A 17,672-nucleotide genomic window follows, 5' to 3' on the forward strand; every position below is an offset into this window, starting at 1 on the left:
TTTAACATTCCAGCCGTTTTATCCGTGGATCGGTAAAAATATCGAATTCATCTGTATTCTCCGTCGAGAACTCGGAAACAACCGTCCCCTGCGGGCCGGCTTTAAACCAGTGGCGGGTATTTGGTGCAATGGTGTACTGCTCACCCGGGCGCAATAAAATAAAGCGATCACAGGTATACCACTGTTCATCACCTTCCGGCGGGCTGCAAACCGGATTTCCCTGTGCATCCTGATTGAGTGTCAGTGACGAATCATCAACAAACAAATAGACCTCTCCCCAGCGGCAACGGAACGTTTCCTGTTTTCCCGGGCGCGTTTTATAAGGCGGATGGCGGTGTTCAGGGCAGGTCTGGTTTGCAAACAGTACCAGCTCTTTCGCACAGTAATGCGGGCTGTTGTAGTACGTCAGCAGTTGCAGGCCTGAACGGGGATAATCAGGCAGATTAAAATGGGCAATCTCGATATTATGCTTTTCAGCCTCTGTCAGGACAATGTGTCCTTTCTCCAGTATTGCCAATGATTCAGTGATATAGCGTTGTTTATTCATCTGCACCTCCGCGAAATGATATCGGTATCATTATACCTTTACCATGAAGCACAAAAACGTGATCGATAAGACCATTCATTGAACCCGTTATAAGTAAAAACGTCTTTTTTTAATAAAAATTTAACCAGCATCACATAATTATAATAAAGATTGGTCTACTATCCGAATCATAGCAATGATATCGATATCATTTTAATGAAAGGAAGTGATCATGAAGGCATTAGTGTTAGAGAAAGCAGGGAAGATCGCGATTCAGGATTGGCAGAGCAATGAAGTCCTGAGCGACAATGACGTTGAGATAAAAATTCACACCGTCGGTATCTGCGGCAGTGATGTCCACTATTACCAGCATGGTCGAATCGGACCGTTTGTGGTTGAAGCACCGATGGTGCTGGGCCATGAAGCATCCGGCGTGGTTACGGCTGCCGGTAAAAATGTAAAACACCTGAAAGTCGGCGACCGCGTATGTATGGAGCCGGGCGTGCCTGATTTACAGTCTCCGCAGTCGCGTGCAGGTATCTATAACCTGGATCCGGCTGTCCGCTTCTGGGCAACGCCGCCAATCGACGGCTGCCTGCGCGAAAGCGTGATCCACCCTGCTGCATTTACCTTTAAATTACCGGACAACGTCACCTTTGCCGAAGGCGCGATGGTTGAGCCGCTGGCGATTGGTATGCAGTCTGCGACCAAAGCCGGGATCAAACCGGGTGATATCGGTCTGGTAATTGGTGCCGGCACTATCGGTATTATTACTGCACTGTGCGCACTGGCGGGCGGTTGTTCTGATGTGATCATCTGCGATGTGTTTGATGAAAAACTGAAAATTGCAGAAAAATATCAGGGCTTACATGCCATCAACAGCAAAGATCAGCAGGCACTGACTGATATCGTCAACAAACTGACCGGCGGCGAAGGCGTAAACGTGCTGTTTGAGTGCAGCGGAGCAAAACCGGTTATCGCCTCAATCTCTGATCATATTGCCCCGGGCGGTACTGCTGTTCTCGTCGGGATGCCGATCGATCCGGCTCCGCTGGATATCGTGGCAGCACAGGCAAAAGAAATCACCTTCAAAACTATTTTCCGTTACGCCAACATGTATCCGCGCACCATTCGTCTGCTCAGTTCCGGCAAACTGGATGTCGCTCCGCTGCTGTCAGCAACCTATAAGTTCAAAGACAGTGTTGAAGCGTATGAGCGTGCTGCCGAAGGCCGCGCGACCGACGTGAAAATCGTGCTGGAAATGGAGTAACACATGACGCTCTATGCCGGTATCGACTGCGGAACACAAAGTACCAAAGTCATTATTGTCGATAGCCAGACCGCACGCATTTTAGGTGAGGGCAGCGCGCCTCATCAGATGATCAGTGAGTCAGGCGGACGCCGTGAACAGGAAGCCTGCTGGTGGACTGATGCACTGGAAACGGCTTTTGCACAGGCAATCCGCAGTGCCGGCATTGACGGGCGTGAGATCCGCGCCCTGTCTGTTTCCGGTCAGCAGCACGGTTTTGTGCCGGTCAGTGAAAACGGTGACGTGCTTGCCCCGGCAAAGTTATGGTGTGATACCTCGACAAATGCGGAAAACCAGTGGTTTATCGATGCGCTCGGTGGCGAAAAAGCCGCTATTGAGCGCCTCGGGCTGCTGCCGCAGACCGGTTACACTGTCTCCAAAATTATCTGGTTTAAGCAGCAGCACCCGCAACTCTGGCAGCAACTGCGCTATGTGTTGTTACCACACGATTATCTGAACTTCTGGCTCACCGGCAATGCCTGTGCTGAGTACGGCGATGCATCCGGCACCGGACTGCTGAATATCCGTACCCGCGAATGGGACAAAGAAGCTGCTGACCTTATCGATCCGGAAGGGATTTTATGGCAGGCACTGCCGCCGTTAGTCCGTGCGGAACAGATGATCGGCACAGTTCGTCCTGAAATCGCCGAAAAACTGGGTATTTCGCCGCAAACCCGTGTGGCATCCGGTGGTGGCGATAACATGATGGCGGCAATCGGTACCGGCAATATCAAACCGGGGATCACCACCATGAGCCTCGGGACATCCGGCACCCTGTTTACCTTTGCAGAGAAACCGGTTGTGGCGGATTCCGCTATGATCGCGGGCTTCTGCTCCTCCAGCAATGGTTGGATGCCACTTATCTGTACGATGAATGTCACATCCGCCACCAGCACGATTCAGTCATTATTAGGGCTGGATATTCAGACCTTTAATGATGCCCTGAACAGCAGTAAACCGGGCGCGGATGGTCTTATCATGCTGCCGTTCTTTAATGGCGAACGCGTACCTCAGTTACCCGATGCCCGCGCCAGCCTGCATAACATGGACGGCAGCAACCTGACACCACAAAACCTGAGCCTGGCCGTGGTTGAAAGTGCCACATACGGGCTGCGTTTTGGTATTGATCTGTTCCGTCAGCAAGGCGTAACCACCCGCGAAATCCGTCTGACCGGCGGCGGCGCGCGCAGCGAAAAATGGCGTCAGATTGTCGCGGATATCATGGCAACGCCTGTGGTTTGTGTGACCAATCAGGAAGCCGCTGCACTAGGTGCTGCCGTTCAGGCCATCTGGAGCGATACACTGACCACGGAGACAACGCCGGAAACACAGTTAGCCGCGTTATGTGAGCGCTTTGTTCAACTGGATGAGAACACCCGCACGCAGCCGGATCCGGCAAATGTGCCGGTGTATGAATCGCTGTATCAGAACTACCTCACTTTACTGACATCAGAATATCCGGAGGTTTCGTTATGACGGCGTCTTATGCAGACAGTGACGAGTTACTGCGGGTTGAAGGGGTGCGCAAGGCCTTTGGTCAGGTTGTGGCTCTGAAAAATGCGCAGTTCTCGCTGAAAAAAGGCTCTGTTCACGCCCTGTGTGGCGGGAACGGCGCCGGTAAATCAACCTTTCTCAGCATCCTGATGGGGTTTATCCGTCCGGATGCCGGCGAAATTTATGTCAAAGGTAAGCGCTGCGAATTTCATCAGCCGATTGAAGCGCTGCATGCCGGTATTGCTATCGTTCAGCAGGAATTGAGCTCAATTCCTGACCTGACGGTCGCTGAAAATATCTGGCTGGGACGTGAGCCGCGCCGGTTTGGTTTTGTCGATTTCAAAAAACTTAATCAGCAAACCACTGAATTGCTGGCTGATTTACATTTTGATATCTCCCCGACAGAAAAAATGCGCAACCTGAGCGTTGCCGAGCAGCAACTGGTGGAAATCGCCAAAGCGCTCTCCCATGCTGATGCAGATATCATCATTATGGATGAACCAACCTCAGCCATTGGCGAGGAAGATGCGCGGAAGATTTTTGATGTCATCACCCGCCTGACGGAAAAAGGTAAAGGCATTATTTATGTCTCCCACCGCCTGTCCGAAATTTTTCAGATAGCCGATACCTTCACCATTTTTCGTGACGGTACCTTTATCACTGACGGACCGCTGGCAGATATTAACCGTGAGAAGCTGATCGAGCTGATTATCGGGCGTGAAATCAAAGATGAATTTGCCAAATTCAATGAGCCGACGACTGAAACCATCATGGACGTTGCCGGGCTTTCCCGCGATAACCATGTGCATGATATCAGTCTGAACCTGAAAAAAGGTGAAATCCTCGGGATCTATGGTTTAGTCGGCTCCGGGCGCACTGAGTTTCTCGATCTGATTTTCGGAATTGAACACGCGGACAAAGGCACCATTCATATTAACGGGCAGCATCTGGATAAACATTCCCCGAAAGATGCGATCAATGCCGGTATAGCCTATGTCACGGAAGATCGCAAAGAGACCGGGCTGATGCTCGGGCGCTCCATTAATGAAAATATTAATATTGCCTCCTTCGGCGCGATCAGCAGAGGCGGCTTTATCAATGACAAAAAAGAGCAGGCGCGATCGAATGACATGATTGACCTGTTCAATGTGAAAACGCCGGATGCCGCACAATTAGTCGGTAATCTCAGCGGCGGTAACCAGCAGAAAGTGGTTCTCGGGCGCTGGGCGCTGATTGAGCCGGATGTGATGCTGCTTGATGAACCGACACGCGGCGTGGATGTCGGCGCCAAAAAAGAAATCTACCGTTTTATGTCCGAGTTTGCATTACAGGGCAAAGGTATCGTGATGGTCTCTTCTGAGCTGTCCGAAATTATCGGAATGAGTGATCGCATTATTGTCTTTCGGGACGGGCGGATCGCCGGAGAGCTGACCGCAGCCAATGCCACTCAGTCCGATTTAATGAAACTTGCGGTGTGATGATGCACAGCCGTTCACCCGTCATCGTATGCATGAATAAAGAGAAGTGACCATGAATACAACAAATACTGCGCCCTCACCAGGGATCTCATTTATTGCCCGTAACAAGAAAAACATGCACAAATACGGCATCATTCTGGCGTTCTTTGTTCTGTGCCTGATTGTTGCTGTTGTGGGTGAAATTCAGGTCGCCCGCGGCGACTGGACCAATAACTACTTTCTGAGCCAGGATAATATGATGATTATCCTGCGCCAGATTTCGATAAACGGCATTCTCGCCATCGGCATGACGTTCGTTATTATCACCGCCGGTGTTGATTTGTCTGTCGGCTCCGTACTGGCACTGAGCGGCATTGTGGCGGCGCGTTTTGCCACCAGCAATACCGGACTGGCTATCGGTGATACTGCCAATGCAGTGATGGTTCCGATGATTATCGCCCTGGGGATCGGGATTGTCTGTGGTCTGCTCAACGGCACCATTCTGGCAAAATTTAATCTTCAGCCGTTTATCGTCACCATGGGAATGTTATCTGCCGCACGCGGTCTGACACTGCTGACCACTGACGGTAACCCGGTATCACAGCTTAACAGTGATTTCCGCTGGTTAGGAAACGGCTATATTTTTGATATCCCGGTACCGGTGGTTATTCTGGCTGCTATCTTTATTCTTGCCTGGATTTTGCTGAATAAAACCACGTTCGGGCGTTACGTTTATGCGGTCGGCGGAAATCCAAAGAGTGCGAGAACCTCCGGTATCAGTGTAATTAAAATCAAAGTACTGGTTTATACCCTGTGTGGCGCATTAGCCGGTATTGCAGGCCTGATCCTCACCGCCCGCACCGGTTCAGCACAGACCAGCGCAGGGAGTGCTTACGAGCTGGATGCTATCGCCGCGGTTGTTATCGGCGGAACCAGTATGGCAGGCGGCGTCGGAACATTAGTCGGCACCCTGTTCGGCGTATTAATTATTGGCGTGATGAATAACGGCCTCGACCTGCTCGGTGTTCAATCCTATTACCAGCAGATTATCAAAGGTGCATTAATTGTTATCGCCGTGCTTTTAGATCCGTCACGCAAACAACGTCGTGACTGACAGCAGTACCCACGCGGATTTTTTCAGCCCGCCACATTCCGAATGACAAGCGAATTTACGCAAAATCATTCAGTTTGTGGCAAGGCGGCAAAGTGAAGGAGCTCGGGGAGCATACACCAGTATGTGACCCGGGATACTGAGCGAAGCCAACACCGCCACAGACTGAAGGATGAAGCGTAAACGTAAAATCATTCGTTTTGCAGGTAGGCGGCAAAGTGAGAACACCCCGGGAGCATACACCAGTATGTGACCCGGGATACTGAACGAAGCCAACACCGCCACAGGCTGAAGGATGAAGCGTAAAAAAAAAGAAGACTATAAAAACAGCTACCCTACAAGGAACAACCATGAACAAACTGACCAAGATCGCAGCTCTTACCACTGCTTTGCTGATGGGCGGCCAGGCATTTGCGGCTCAGGATAACCCGGTAAAAATTTCAGTACTTATGTATGGAATGAAAGCTGAGTTTGTCCAGTTAATGGAAAAAGCGGCAAAAGAACATCCGGCTGTGAAAAGTGGTGATGCGGTTATTACTGTTTATGACGGTCGTTACGACCCGATGGTACAGAATAACCAGGCTGAGACTGCTATTCAGACCAAAACTGACGCTATCATTATTAACCCGATGGATTATGAAGCGAACATTGACGTGGTCACCATGGCGAATGAGGCAAAAATCCCTGTTATCGTCACCAACGCCCGTCTGAATACAGATAAAATGACAGCTGAAGTGGTTTCTGATGACGTCCTCGGCGGTTACATGGAAGCCAAAGCGGTTCTGGCAAAAATGAATTGCGAAGGTAACGTGGTTATTATCGAAGGGCCGAAAGGCGGCAGCGGTGAAATTCAGCGCGGCGAAGGTAATGACAAAGCCATTGCAGAATGTGGTCCGGGCAAAGTGAAAGTGTTAGAGCGTAAAACCGCTAACTGGTCACGCGCTGAAGCTATGCCGCTGATGGAAAACTGGTTACAGAAGCACCGTGGTAAAATCGGTGGCGTTATCGCGCAGAATGACGAAATGGCATTAGGTGCTATTGAAGCTATCAAATCTGCCGGTCTGAATGTCAGTGATTTCTCTATCGCGGGTGTGGATGGTGTTTCTGATGCTATCCGTTCCGTGCAGGAAGGCGAAATGGTTTCCATCCTTCAGGATGCAAACGCACAGATGCAGGGCTCTATCGACCTTGCAATGAAAGCCGTAAAAGGTGACAGCTATCAGCCACAGTCCAAAATCTGGGCGCAATACGCAGACAAACTGCAGTGGAATGATGGTAAAGATAACCACTATGCTATTCCGTGGACAGAAGTAACGACAGAGAACGCAAAACAGTTACTGGATGCCCGTAAGTAAGCTGATTACGCCTCTTTTTCTGAATAAGCCGCTGTTTTCATATGAGAACGGCGGTTTTTTTATTCTTTATCATATATTTTCTATGGCGGATAACTCTGCGTGATGACTCTTTTTGCTATTTTCTGAACAGATAAAAAAACCGGTGTTTGGCTGTAAACATTAACCACTGAATACACCGGCCCCCTCTCCCGCCCGCTTCACATAGTATAAATTAACAGTATTATATAATTACTTAATCAATATAAATACAACATCAAATTCTGCGACACTATGACTGATCGGGATAAAGCAATCGCAAAAGTACAGAAACTAATGTCTCTTGCGGAAAACGCCGGTAATGAGAATGAGGCGGCAAACGCCTTTGCGAAAGCACGGCTGTTTATGAAAAAGCATGCTCTCTCGTTATCCGATATTTATTCCTCTGAATCAGAAATACCTCCGGCGGTACAACCTGAAAAACAGCCGGTAAAATACCCTCCGAAACCAATGACCGCAGAAGAACGCCACCGGGAAATGGGACGGCAGAAACAGCAGGAAGAGCAGCGGCTCAGAGAACTACAGGCGCTGGTCGCACAACAAAGACAACGGGAATTGCAACGACAGCGGGAACAACAAGCACTCCGCGAACTGGAAAAAAGACAGGCGATAAAAAAACAGCAGCAACAAATGCCACAGGAACAGGAAAATCAGCCTGATCCGGTCAGGCTTGAGCCGGAAGTCTCTGCACAACCGATATTGCCGCAGCAACCGGTAACCCCGCCGCAAGCACCTGATTTCAGCCGTGATGCAACACCGCCGGAAAGTGGTATGCGACAATTAATCATCAGCAAAATAAAAAATATACTGGTGAAACGCAATATTCCGCTGGTATTAATTGCGGCAGTAATGATTTTCTTTGTAATTTATATAGTCTATCTTCAGTAAATTATTCAGTAATACTTTCAGTCAATTGCGCATTATTCCCCTGCCCGATCCCCAGTTTTTCTCTTGCCAGCGTATTCCAGGCCCGGCAACTGCGGCTCTGATACCCTTTCACATTAGCCAGTGCTAAGTCATAAGAGAGCACCGGAGAGATAACCGGGATAATCGCCAGCCCGTCAATCCGCCTGTTACGCCACATGCTGTCAGGCAGTAATGTAATTCCCACCCCGGCACTTACCATTGCAATAATCAAATCCAGGTGATTACTCCGCCCTGCCACTATTGGCTTACTGTGATAAATTCCGCAGGCGCTGCGGATAAGATCGTTAATCCGGAAATCTTCAGAGAAAAAAACAAATTTCTGATCCAGTAATTCCGTAAACAGAACCTGCTCTTTTGTCGCCAGCGGATGCTGCTCATTGACCAACAACATCAGTCGGTTAGTGGTAAATCGCTGTAAATCAAACAAATTATTATCAAACGGTAACATGACGGCAGCAGTTTCGACACTGCCTTCTGTCATCGCATCCAGCATCTGTTTGGTGCCCAGTTCAAAGATTTTCAGTTCAACCTGCGGATGCCGGGAACTGAATGCCATAATAATATCGGCGAAATAGGTTGATGCGATAACCGGTGGTAATCCAACATTCAGTGTCCCGGTCAGCGGGCCGGATTTATCCTGTAACGCTTTGTTCATACAATGAAACTGCGCCAGGATCCGGGTGGCATGATCAAACAGAATCGCCCCTTCATCTGTCAGTTTTACACCATCCGTTTCACGGGTCAGTAGTGTGAAACCGAGTTCATCTTCCAGCTTCAGAATGCTGCGGCTGATGGCGGGTTGTGTCACACATAATGACTCTGCTGCGCGGCTGAAACCATTAAGTTGTACAACCTCGGCAAAATACCGCAGTGCCCGGATATCCATGTTTCATTCCTATTACATTTAGTCATAGCCGTGATGAGTATAAACCATTTCCTATTACTCCGGATTATCGTTACAAATCATTCATAGAGTTAATGATTTGACGCTGATAAATCAGCACCGTATTTACCGGAGAAGAAAAAATGACAAAAACAGTAATTGAGCATGTGCTGGCGTGTTTACAGGAACTCGGGATCCACCATGTCTTTGGTGTCGCAGGTGACTATGCATTTCCGGTTGAAGATGCCGTATGTGAAAGTAACAGCATGAAATGGATAGGAAACTGTAATGAACTGAACGCGGCTTACGCTGCCGACGGCTATGCGCGCATCAACGGAATGGCGGCGCTTTCAACCACCTTCGGTGTAGGGGAATTAAGTGCCATAAACGGCATCGCCGGGTCTTATGCCGAAAATCTGCCGGTTTTTCATCTGGTTGGTATGCCGGCAAGCGGCGTACAAAAAAGCGGGCGCCTGGTTCACCATACATTAGGTAACGGGGATTTCAGCCTGTTTTATGAATTGGGGCAGCGTCTGGCCTGCGCCCACGCAATAATGACACCGGAAAATTGTGTACAGGAAACAGAACGGCTTATCTCCAGCGCGCTGCGTGAGCGCCGCCCTGTCTATATCGGCTTTCCGTCTGATTACGCTGTATTGCCGGTTAAAACACCGGAAAACACCGCTCCTCACGCGCTGCCGGTCAGTAATAGCGCCTCACTGTCTGCGGCTGTTACCGCCATTACCGCTAAGCTGGCGGCAAGCAAAAGCACCTGTATTTTACCCGGCATCTTATCTGTCCGATCCGGTTTAATTGACGATGTGCGCGCACTCATCAATAAAACAGGTCTGCCATACGCCACCATGTTTATGGATAAAGCCATTATCAGTGAATCAGATCCCCATTACACCGGTATGTATAACGGGCAACTGATGAACCCGCAGGTCAGGGAGTTTGTTGAAAATTGTGAGTGTGTCCTGAGTGTTGGTGCCGTTATGACTGATTTCAATACCGGCAGCTTTACCGCTGAAATTGCCCCGCAAAGACTTATCAGCATTATGGCGGAACACGTCAGTGTCGGCCCGGCCATTTTTCCGCAGGTGTATATGCGCGATATTCTCTCTGCATTAATCACCGCACTGCCTCACACTGATTGTTCTGTTCTGCCGGCAACCGGGCTTGGTTTGCCGGTATCTGATGTATCCGGCGAAATAATACCGCAATATCTCTACCCGCGTTTTGAGCAAATGTTCAGAAAGGACGATATTATTATTGCTGAAACCGGGACGGTTTCAATGGGGCTGGGCTTTGCCCTGCTGCCGGAAGGTGCGCAGTTCCATAACCAAACGTTATGGGGCTCAATCGGCTGGGCAACACCTGCGGCTTTTGGTGCGGCGGTTGCCGCACCGGACAAACGAATTATTCTGATAACCGGGGAAGGCGCTCATCAGCTGACCGCACAGGAGATAAGCCAGTTTGACCGGGCCGGGCTGAAACCGCTTATTTTTGTGCTCAATAATGACGGCTATCTGATTGAACGGCTGCTGTGTAAAGACCCGGAAGCGGTTTATAACGATTTACCACAGTGGCATTATGCACAATTACCGCAAGCGCTGGGGTGTGATGACTGGTATTGCCGCCGCGTCACCACCTGCACGGAACTGGATGATGCGATTAAAGAGGCAGAGTCCGGTGACCGCGCGGCTTATATTGAAATCATAACCGACCGGTATGCCGCCTCTGAACTGGCTGAAAAACTGGGAGCATCAGCGGGATCCCTGTATTCGTTTTAACTGAGACTGACGGCTGTTACCAAAAAAACGCCACATCTGCATGTGGCGTTTTTTGTTTCAGAATCCGTTCTCTTTACACAATGCCTTGTTTGCATGCAGTGTAAATAAAATATGCTGAGGATAATCATCATAATACTGATGGATCTCAGCCAGCCCTTTTTCCTGAGCCAGTTGCACAGTCTTCAGTGAACATGTCCGGAAAATAAGATCGCTTTGCATATTTATCTGATCGTTTTTCTGTGAGGATGCAGATTTTTTCAGCCATGCCGGTGACAGCGAATAGTGATAAATAACATTGTTATCTTTCGCCTCAATATTCTCAATATAAAGGGAATTATCTATCTTCATGCGCGGCTGTCCGTTCATTTTAGCTTTGTCTTCCTGCGCACCTGTCACTGCCAGTTCATTCGCACTCATAGTGCTTATTTTTTGTTTATAGCCCGCAATATACTCAGGAGATTGATAATAGTGATCCGCATAGGCTGTTTTAAGCTCTGCATCACTCATCACACACCCGGTAAGGACTAAAACAGGTAAAATAATGAATAGTGTTTTCATTGTTAATCCCATATCAGGTAAATTACCGGGTATCCGACTCCGGATAATTCTTATAAGAAATAGTCGTAATAACCCGGTTATTATCAAAACAAAACCAGAGCTGACGGTCAAACCAGGTGTAATAATAACAGGCGCTGCCGGCTGCTATATTAGTATTTTCCCCGTAAGCTGCTACCATATCATTATATGTATCACCGACAGCAATCCCCCGGCTCGTTTTATAATGGTCATCTTTAAACGATATTTCAGATATGTATGCATCCTGTCTGCCGGTGCGTTTTTCCACAATCGTATTAGTCCGGGAAATGGTGATGGTGAACCCGGCGATATCAGAAGTCCATGATTCAACACCATGAGTAAAGTCATGAAATTCAGGTACTGATACACCTTCCCGCTGTTTTTCAAGCCAGCGGGTTACGGTATTATTTGTTACTGGTTTACCTAAAAAATCAATCTGACCATTACCGGACTTCAGAATAAAATCCCGGTAATCTAATCTGTCATCTGCTTTATCTGCACTTTTTAATGCTGTATTTTTTATCCAGCCCTCAACCACTTTATTTTTACTGTTAACATAATTAATATACGCATAATCACCGTATTCCCGATACTGCAATATACGGTCTCCGCGGATAATAAATAATTCTGTTTTGCACTGTTCATCAGGTTGTAAATAGAGCCACACTCTGGCCTGCGATATCACTTCTTTTTGTACCGGAATAGTAAAGGGGGATACTGACCAGTTATCCTTGTTGATTGTACAATTCACCATTCCCGGCGCATTCAGGAGATACGTAATCTGTTTTATTTTTTTATTTTTATCGATATCAAAAATAAGACTTATATCAATGCTGTGATAAATAAGTGATTCGGTACTCTCATCCGCCGAATAGTCATCATGAAGACCATAACGCTCAAAAAGAAGACTGAGAGGATCACCCACCCGGATACCACGATGTGTTTTGTATTTATCAGAAGACACTATTATCTGATTGATAACATCTTCATCGGTATTATCATTGATAATATAGGTAGCATAAACAGAGAGAGAATCATCAGGAAATGAAATACTTACTATTCTTCCTGTTCTGCCATAGCCGATAAAGACTAATTCAGGCTTCTGATTGTAGTACCTGATAATACCCCGGTTGATTTCACTTAACGGCTCTCCCGGGTGCAGAACCATCTCATTGACAGTCAACCGGTAATCATCGGCGGTCAGCGAATTATTCTTTTTGTCAGAGTCAGGCTCGTTGACATAATCAATTTCCTCAGCCAGAGGGACAATTCTCAGGTTTGTCTCCGTCAACTGAGATAATTCCAGCCAGCCGGTAGTTATTTCACCTTCGCCATTAACATAGCCGGCAAATAAGTAACCACCACTGATTTGATAAGCGATAACAGAATCATTTTTTACCAAAAAACTGATTTTACTTTTACATCTGCTGTCGGGGGCGGAATGAAAATACAGCCGCCCCTCAGACATAACCTTGTAAATCACTCTTTCAGTATCTGTTCCCTCGTTTTCTGCACGCAGGGAAATATCTGAACAAGTCTGCGCTGCAGACGTAATAAACGGATAAAAAAAATAGCAGTGCCATTAATAATATTTTCACAGCCCACACTTATGTTCTGCTTAATCATATTATCCTTTATAACCGATTATCCTTTTTCTTTCTGCAACATTCAGCGTTGTTTTACATCTTTTTGTGACAGCCCTCTTTTTCAGCCTTTCACCAGTATCACTTCCACACCAATACGGCGCAGACCGGTCAGACTTGCTTCCGGAATACCGTCATCGGTAATAATGGTATCAATCCGCTGAGTATCAATGATTTTATGCAGGCTTGAACTGTTAAATTTACTTGAATCAGTGACGACGACAATCTGGCCGGCAACTTCGCACATCCGCCGGTTTAAACGTGCTTCATCTTCATTATGTGTGCTGATACCGCGTTCGAGATCAATCGCATCCACGCCGAGAAACAGCATGTCAAAGTGATAATTATGCAAAGATTGCTCAGCCTGATCGCCGTAAAATGACAGAGACTGACGGCGCAATTGCCCGCCGGTCATCATCAGTTCCACTCCGGGCGCTTCCAGCAATGCATTCGCCACATTCATACCATTGGTCATCACAATCATATCCTGATGATGACGCAACTGGCGCGCAATCTCATACGTCGTTGTGCCGGAGTCCAGAATAACCCGCAGACCCGGCGTTATCCGCTCCGCCGCAATTGCCGCTATATTACGTTTGATTGTTGTGTGTCGTGTGCTTTTATCTTCCAGTGAGGGTTCATTAACCGGTGCAACACCTTCACAGATCAGAGCGCCGCCATAGGCACGGATAGCAATGCCCTGTTTTTCCAGAAAAGCCAGATCATTACGGATGGTTACCGTAGAAACACGAAATTGCTGTGATAATTCATTAACCTGGACGCTGCCGTTAGATCGCAGTAACTGAATGATGTGTTCACGTCGCCCGCTCGTTCCCATAATCCGGTTATCCGTACCGGTATCCGGACTATTCATTACCTTATCCTTACTATTCATACAAAAAGTCTTTCATTTCATTTCGTTTCATCTATTAACGCTTTTCTTTGTGCAGAATGCAAGTCCTGAAAAAGACATAACCGCACTCAGTCAACGATACCAATCTTTCATTGCATTTCTTTTGTGATGCGGATCAGGATTTTAAAACCTTTCGTTTTGTTTTCTTTTTCCTTTATAGCAGTATGACTTACAAGACTTGAAACAAAAACAAACCATACCAGTCTGTAAGGAGAGGAAAGTGAAACTTTTAACTGATATTGTTGCACGCCACAAACGGGGAGATAAAACAGGTATTTATGCTGTCTGCTCCGCACATCCGTATGTCCTGAAAGCCGCGATAGGCTTCGCCCGTGAGCAACAGACTCCGTTACTGGTTGAAGCGACGTCCAATCAGGTGGATCAATTCGGCGGCTATACCGGAATGACACCGGCTGATTTCCGGGATTTCCTGTGGCAACTGGCGGATGACAACCATTTTCCCCGGGAAAATCTTATCCTCGGCGGCGACCATCTCGGGCCTAACCGCTGGCAGAACGAACCGGCTGACGAGGCGATGGTAAAAGCAGACGAATTGATCCGCTCTTATGTCACTGCCGGATTTAAGAAAATTCACCTCGATTGCAGTATGTCCTGTGCCGGAGACCCCGTTCCGCTGACAGATGACATTGTGGCACAACGGGCTGCGCGCCTGGCTGCTATCGCCGAAGAAACCTGTCAGCAATGTTTCGGGACCCGTGACCTGGTTTATGTTATCGGTACAGAAGTTCCGGTGCCGGGTGGCGCTCATGAAGAGCTTTCTGAACTGGCGGTCACAACACCAAACGCGGCTGAAGCAACATTGCTTGCTCATCAACACGCATTTTCACAACATAATCTGGCTGATATCTGGCCGCGGATCATCGGGCTGGTGGTACAACCGGGGGTAGAGTTTGATCACGTAAATGTGATTGATTATCGGCCGGAAAAAGCCCGTGAACTGAGTAATATGGTCACACACCACGAGCATCTGGTGTTTGAAGCACATTCAACCGATTATCAGATGCCTGCGGCACTCAGTCAGCTGGTTGATGATCACTTCGCGATCCTGAAAGTCGGTCCGGGGCTTACCTTTGCCCTGCGTGAAGCTCTTTATGCACTGGCTGCCATTGAAGATGAGCTGATAGCACCTGCGCAGCGCTCCTCACTGCGTCAGGTGACAGAGGATGTCATGCTGAAAAAACCGGGCTACTGGCAGAGCTATTACACCGGTGATCAACAGACACAGTACATTGCCCGCAGCTACAGCTATTCAGACCGTATCCGCTATTACTGGCCGGATAACGCGATCAGCGCGGCGGTTGATAGCCTGCTGGAAAATCTGACGAAAACACCGATTCCGCTGCCGCTGATAAGCCAGTATCTGCCGCTGCAATACCCGCAAGTCCGCGACGGCCATATTACGGCTGCGCCGGAAGATTTAATCATTGCGCACATTCAGACAGTGCTGCGCCACTATCACAATGCCTGCCGGTAAGGAGCGAATACCATGCCAAATATTGTGTTAAGTCGTATTGATGAGCGATTAATCCACGGACAAGTAGGTGTCCAGTGGGTTGGTTTTGCCGGTGCCAATCTGGTGCTGGTTGCAAATGACGAAGTTGCCGCCGATCCGTTGCAGCAGAATCTGATGGAAATGGTATTAACGGAAGGTATTGCGGTGCGTTTCTGGCCACTACAAAAAGTAATCGACAATATTCATAAAGCCGCAGACCGGCAAAAAATTCTGCTGGTCTGCAAAACCCCGGCTGATTTTCTGACCTTAGTGAAAGGCGGCGTTCCTGTGGAACGCATTAACGTCGGCAATATTCACTATGCGGAAGGTAAACGTCAGATAGCCAAAACAGTGTCTGTGGATGATGCGGATCTCGCTGCATTCAGAGGACTCAACGAAGCCGGTGTCGACTGTTTCATTCAGGGAGTACCGACAGAACCGGCGCAGGATCTGTTTAAACTGCTCTGAGGATACATGTATGGAAATCAGTCTGTTACAAGCTGTCGCCCTCGGGTTGGTGGCGTTCATTGCCGGATTGGATCTGTTTAACGGGCTCACGCATATTCACCGCCCGGTTGTGCTGGGGCCGATTGTCGGGCTGATACTCGGTGATCTCAATACCGGGATCCTGACCGGCGGCACCCTGGAACTGGTCTGGATGGGACTCGCCCCACTCGCGGGCGCTCAGCCGCCTAACGTAATAATCGGCACTATCGTAGGTACTGCTTTTGCTATTTCCACCGGTGTGAAGCCGGAAGTTGCTGTCGGTATTGCCGTGCCGTTTGCTGTGGCGGTTCAGATGGGGATCACGTTCCTGTTCTCTGTGATGTCCGGCGTCATGTCCCGCTGTGACAAAATGGCCGCCAATGCCGACACGCGGGGTATAGAGCGCATCAACTATCTGGCGCTGCTTGCCCTTGGTGTTTTCTATTTTCTCTGCGCGTTTTTACCTATCTGGTTCGGAGCTGATCACGCAAAAAACCTGATTGACGTTCTGCCGACCCGGTTAATCGACGGGCTGGGTGTCGCGGGCGGTATCATGCCGGCTATCGGTTTTGCCGTTCTGCTGAAAATCATGATGAAAAATACCTACATTCCTTACTTTATCCTGGGATTTGTCGGCGCTGCCTGGCTTCAGTTACCGGTACTGGCAATCGCTGCCGCCGCACTGGCAATGGCGATGATCGATTTTGTCCGTAAACCGGCAGCAACCGAACCGGCACATCCGTCACAAGAGGAATTTGAAGATGGCATCTGAAAAAACTCACTCATCTGCGGTCGCTCAGACTGAAACCTTGCTGCCGGCAGACTGTAACCAGAACGTTTATGAGGATCAGACAACCGGCGCTGACCTGACACGCAAAGATATTAACCGGGTCGCCTGGCGTTCCATGTTATTACAAGCCTCATTTAACTACGAGCGTATGCAGGCTGCGGGCTGGCTTTACGGTCTTTTGCCCGCACTGAAAAAAATCCATACCAACCCGCGGGATCTTGCCCGCGCCATGAAAGGCCACATGGGCTTTTTCAATACGCACCCGTTCCTGGTGACCTTTGTTATCGGCATCATTCTGGCGATGGAGCGTTCCAAGCAGGATGTAAACAGTATTCAAAGCACTAAAATTGCTGTCGGCGCACCACTGGGCGGGATCGGAGATGCCATGTTCTGGCTGACACTCCTGCCTATCTGCGGCGGGATCGGCGCCAGCCTTGCATTACAGGGCTCGATTCTCGGCGCGGTGGTTTTTCTGGTGATGTTTAACGTCGTTCACTTAGGGCTGCGTTTCGGGCTGGCGCATTATGCTTACCGCATGGGTGTCGCTGCCATCCCGCTGATTAAAGCCAATACCAAAAAAGTGGGTCATGCGGCCTCAATTGTTGGTATGACCGTTATCGGGGCGTTGGTTGCAACCTATGTGAGATTATCCACCACACTGGAAATTACCGCCGGTGATGCCGTCGTCAAATTACAAAGTGATGTGATTGATAAACTGATGCCGGCCTTTCTGCCGCTGGTCTATACCCTGACCATGTTCTGGCTGGTTCGCCGGGGCTGGAGCCCGTTACGTCTGATTATGCTGACCGTGGTGTTAGGGATCGCCGGGAAATTTGCACACTTCCTGTAAACAGAAATAT

16 protein-coding genes are annotated in these 17,672 nt (G+C 48.7%); 11 read left to right on the top strand and 5 right to left on the bottom strand.

The features are described 5' to 3' along the window. Position 1: 1 nt before the first annotated feature. The gene (locus tag AYY17_RS03530) at positions 2-547 is read right to left on the bottom strand and encodes a D-lyxose/D-mannose family sugar isomerase (protein WP_067421347.1); all 546 of its coding nucleotides are present in this window, start codon (positions 545-547) and stop codon (positions 2-4) included. A 211-nt stretch (positions 548-758) separates the two neighbouring features. Between AYY17_RS03530 and AYY17_RS03535 the strand changes: the two genes are divergently transcribed. The 6 genes from AYY17_RS03535 (at position 759) to AYY17_RS03560 (ending at position 8,176) form a co-directional block, all read left to right on the top strand. Next, complete coding sequence (locus tag AYY17_RS03535) at positions 759-1,796, top strand: NAD(P)-dependent alcohol dehydrogenase (RefSeq protein WP_067404401.1); 1,038 nt, start codon at positions 759-761, stop codon at positions 1,794-1,796. 3 nt (positions 1,797-1,799) lie between these two features. Beyond that, entirely contained in the window at positions 1,800-3,311 is a 1,512-nt protein-coding gene (gene xylB / locus AYY17_RS03540) for a xylulokinase (RefSeq protein WP_067421349.1), read from the top strand. Next, on the top strand, positions 3,308-4,807 hold the full coding sequence (locus tag AYY17_RS03545; RefSeq protein WP_067421351.1) for a sugar ABC transporter ATP-binding protein: 1,500 nt from the start codon (positions 3,308-3,310) through the stop codon (positions 4,805-4,807). Before xylB ends, AYY17_RS03545 begins: the two co-directional genes overlap by 4 nt. Before the next feature lie 52 nt (positions 4,808-4,859). After that, the gene (locus AYY17_RS03550) at positions 4,860-5,900 is read left to right on the top strand and encodes an ABC transporter permease (protein ID WP_067404392.1); all 1,041 of its coding nucleotides are present in this window, start codon (positions 4,860-4,862) and stop codon (positions 5,898-5,900) included. 347 nt (positions 5,901-6,247) lie between these two features. Further along, positions 6,248-7,252, top strand: a complete 1,005-nt coding sequence (locus AYY17_RS03555) for a substrate-binding domain-containing protein (protein ID WP_067421353.1) — start codon at positions 6,248-6,250, stop codon at positions 7,250-7,252. A 270-nt stretch (positions 7,253-7,522) separates the two neighbouring features. Next, on the top strand, positions 7,523-8,176 hold the full coding sequence (locus tag AYY17_RS03560; RefSeq protein ID WP_067421355.1) for a DUF2786 domain-containing protein: 654 nt from the start codon (positions 7,523-7,525) through the stop codon (positions 8,174-8,176). 1 nt (position 8,177) lies between these two features. On the opposite strand, the gene AYY17_RS03565 is transcribed toward AYY17_RS03560, so the two are convergent. Beyond that, positions 8,178-9,101, bottom strand: a complete 924-nt coding sequence (locus AYY17_RS03565; RefSeq protein ID WP_067421357.1) for a LysR family transcriptional regulator — start codon at positions 9,099-9,101, stop codon at positions 8,178-8,180. A gap of 140 nt (positions 9,102-9,241) precedes the next feature. Between AYY17_RS03565 and AYY17_RS03570 the strand changes: the two genes are divergently transcribed. After that, complete coding sequence (locus AYY17_RS03570) at positions 9,242-10,891, top strand: alpha-keto acid decarboxylase family protein (protein ID WP_067421359.1); 1,650 nt, start codon at positions 9,242-9,244, stop codon at positions 10,889-10,891. Between the two features lie 57 nt (positions 10,892-10,948). On the opposite strand, the gene AYY17_RS03575 is transcribed toward AYY17_RS03570, so the two are convergent. The 3 genes from AYY17_RS03575 to AYY17_RS03585 form a co-directional block, all read right to left on the bottom strand. Further along, positions 10,949-11,449, bottom strand: coding sequence for a hypothetical protein (locus AYY17_RS03575; protein WP_235845263.1), 501 nt, complete (start codon positions 11,447-11,449; stop codon positions 10,949-10,951). A gap of 22 nt (positions 11,450-11,471) precedes the next feature. Next, complete coding sequence (locus tag AYY17_RS03580) at positions 11,472-12,869, bottom strand: hypothetical protein (protein WP_156656626.1); 1,398 nt, start codon at positions 12,867-12,869, stop codon at positions 11,472-11,474. Between the two features lie 305 nt (positions 12,870-13,174). Continuing rightward, positions 13,175-13,984: a DeoR family transcriptional regulator gene (locus tag AYY17_RS03585; RefSeq protein ID WP_067404369.1), complete on the bottom strand. Its 810-nt coding sequence runs from the start codon at positions 13,982-13,984 to the stop codon at positions 13,175-13,177. Between the two features lie 259 nt (positions 13,985-14,243). Here AYY17_RS03585 and kbaZ point away from each other — a divergent pair, with 259 nt between their 5' ends. Genes kbaZ through agaE form a run of 4 tightly spaced genes read left to right on the top strand, consistent with a single transcriptional unit; the run spans position 14,244 to position 17,662 of the window. After that, positions 14,244-15,518 (top strand): tagatose-bisphosphate aldolase subunit KbaZ, encoded by a 1,275-nt coding sequence (gene kbaZ / locus AYY17_RS03590; protein WP_067421365.1) that lies wholly within the window; start codon positions 14,244-14,246, stop codon positions 15,516-15,518. 12 nt (positions 15,519-15,530) lie between these two features. After that, on the top strand, positions 15,531-16,004 hold the full coding sequence (gene agaV, locus AYY17_RS03595) for a PTS N-acetylgalactosamine transporter subunit IIB (protein WP_067421367.1): 474 nt from the start codon (positions 15,531-15,533) through the stop codon (positions 16,002-16,004). A gap of 10 nt (positions 16,005-16,014) precedes the next feature. After that, entirely contained in the window at positions 16,015-16,794 is a 780-nt protein-coding gene (agaW, locus tag AYY17_RS03600; protein WP_067421369.1) for a PTS N-acetylgalactosamine transporter subunit IIC, read from the top strand. Continuing rightward, on the top strand, positions 16,784-17,662 hold the full coding sequence (gene agaE, locus AYY17_RS03605; RefSeq protein ID WP_067421371.1) for a PTS N-acetylgalactosamine transporter subunit IID: 879 nt from the start codon (positions 16,784-16,786) through the stop codon (positions 17,660-17,662). Before agaW ends, agaE begins: the two co-directional genes overlap by 11 nt. Positions 17,663-17,672: the final 10 nt, after the last annotated feature.

It is taken from the genome of Morganella psychrotolerans, assembly GCF_001676055.1.
GTDB lineage: Bacteria > Pseudomonadota > Gammaproteobacteria > Enterobacterales > Enterobacteriaceae > Morganella > Morganella psychrotolerans_B.

Bases quoted from the DNA above. Each gene is read 5' to 3' on its own strand.
- AYY17_RS03530 (WP_067421347.1), bottom strand. From the start codon at position 547: ATGAATAAACAACGCTATATCACTGAATCATTGGCAATACTGGAGAAA.
- AYY17_RS03535 (WP_067404401.1), top strand. From the start codon at position 759: ATGAAGGCATTAGTGTTAGAGAAAGCAGGGAAGATCGCGATTCAGGAT.
- xylB (WP_067421349.1), top strand. From the start codon at position 1,800: ATGACGCTCTATGCCGGTATCGACTGCGGAACACAAAGTACCAAAGTC.
- AYY17_RS03545 (WP_067421351.1), top strand. From the start codon at position 3,308: ATGACGGCGTCTTATGCAGACAGTGACGAGTTACTGCGGGTTGAAGGG.
- AYY17_RS03550 (WP_067404392.1), top strand. From the start codon at position 4,860: ATGAATACAACAAATACTGCGCCCTCACCAGGGATCTCATTTATTGCC.
- AYY17_RS03555 (WP_067421353.1), top strand. From the start codon at position 6,248: ATGAACAAACTGACCAAGATCGCAGCTCTTACCACTGCTTTGCTGATG.
- AYY17_RS03560 (WP_067421355.1), top strand. From the start codon at position 7,523: ATGACTGATCGGGATAAAGCAATCGCAAAAGTACAGAAACTAATGTCT.
- AYY17_RS03565 (WP_067421357.1), bottom strand. From the start codon at position 9,101: ATGGATATCCGGGCACTGCGGTATTTTGCCGAGGTTGTACAACTTAAT.
- AYY17_RS03570 (WP_067421359.1), top strand. From the start codon at position 9,242: ATGACAAAAACAGTAATTGAGCATGTGCTGGCGTGTTTACAGGAACTC.
- AYY17_RS03575 (WP_235845263.1), bottom strand. From the start codon at position 11,449: ATGAAAACACTATTCATTATTTTACCTGTTTTAGTCCTTACCGGGTGT.
- AYY17_RS03585 (WP_067404369.1), bottom strand. From the start codon at position 13,984: ATGAATAGTCCGGATACCGGTACGGATAACCGGATTATGGGAACGAGC.
- agaV (WP_067421367.1), top strand. From the start codon at position 15,531: ATGCCAAATATTGTGTTAAGTCGTATTGATGAGCGATTAATCCACGGA.
- agaW (WP_067421369.1), top strand. From the start codon at position 16,015: ATGGAAATCAGTCTGTTACAAGCTGTCGCCCTCGGGTTGGTGGCGTTC.
- agaE (WP_067421371.1), top strand. From the start codon at position 16,784: ATGGCATCTGAAAAAACTCACTCATCTGCGGTCGCTCAGACTGAAACC.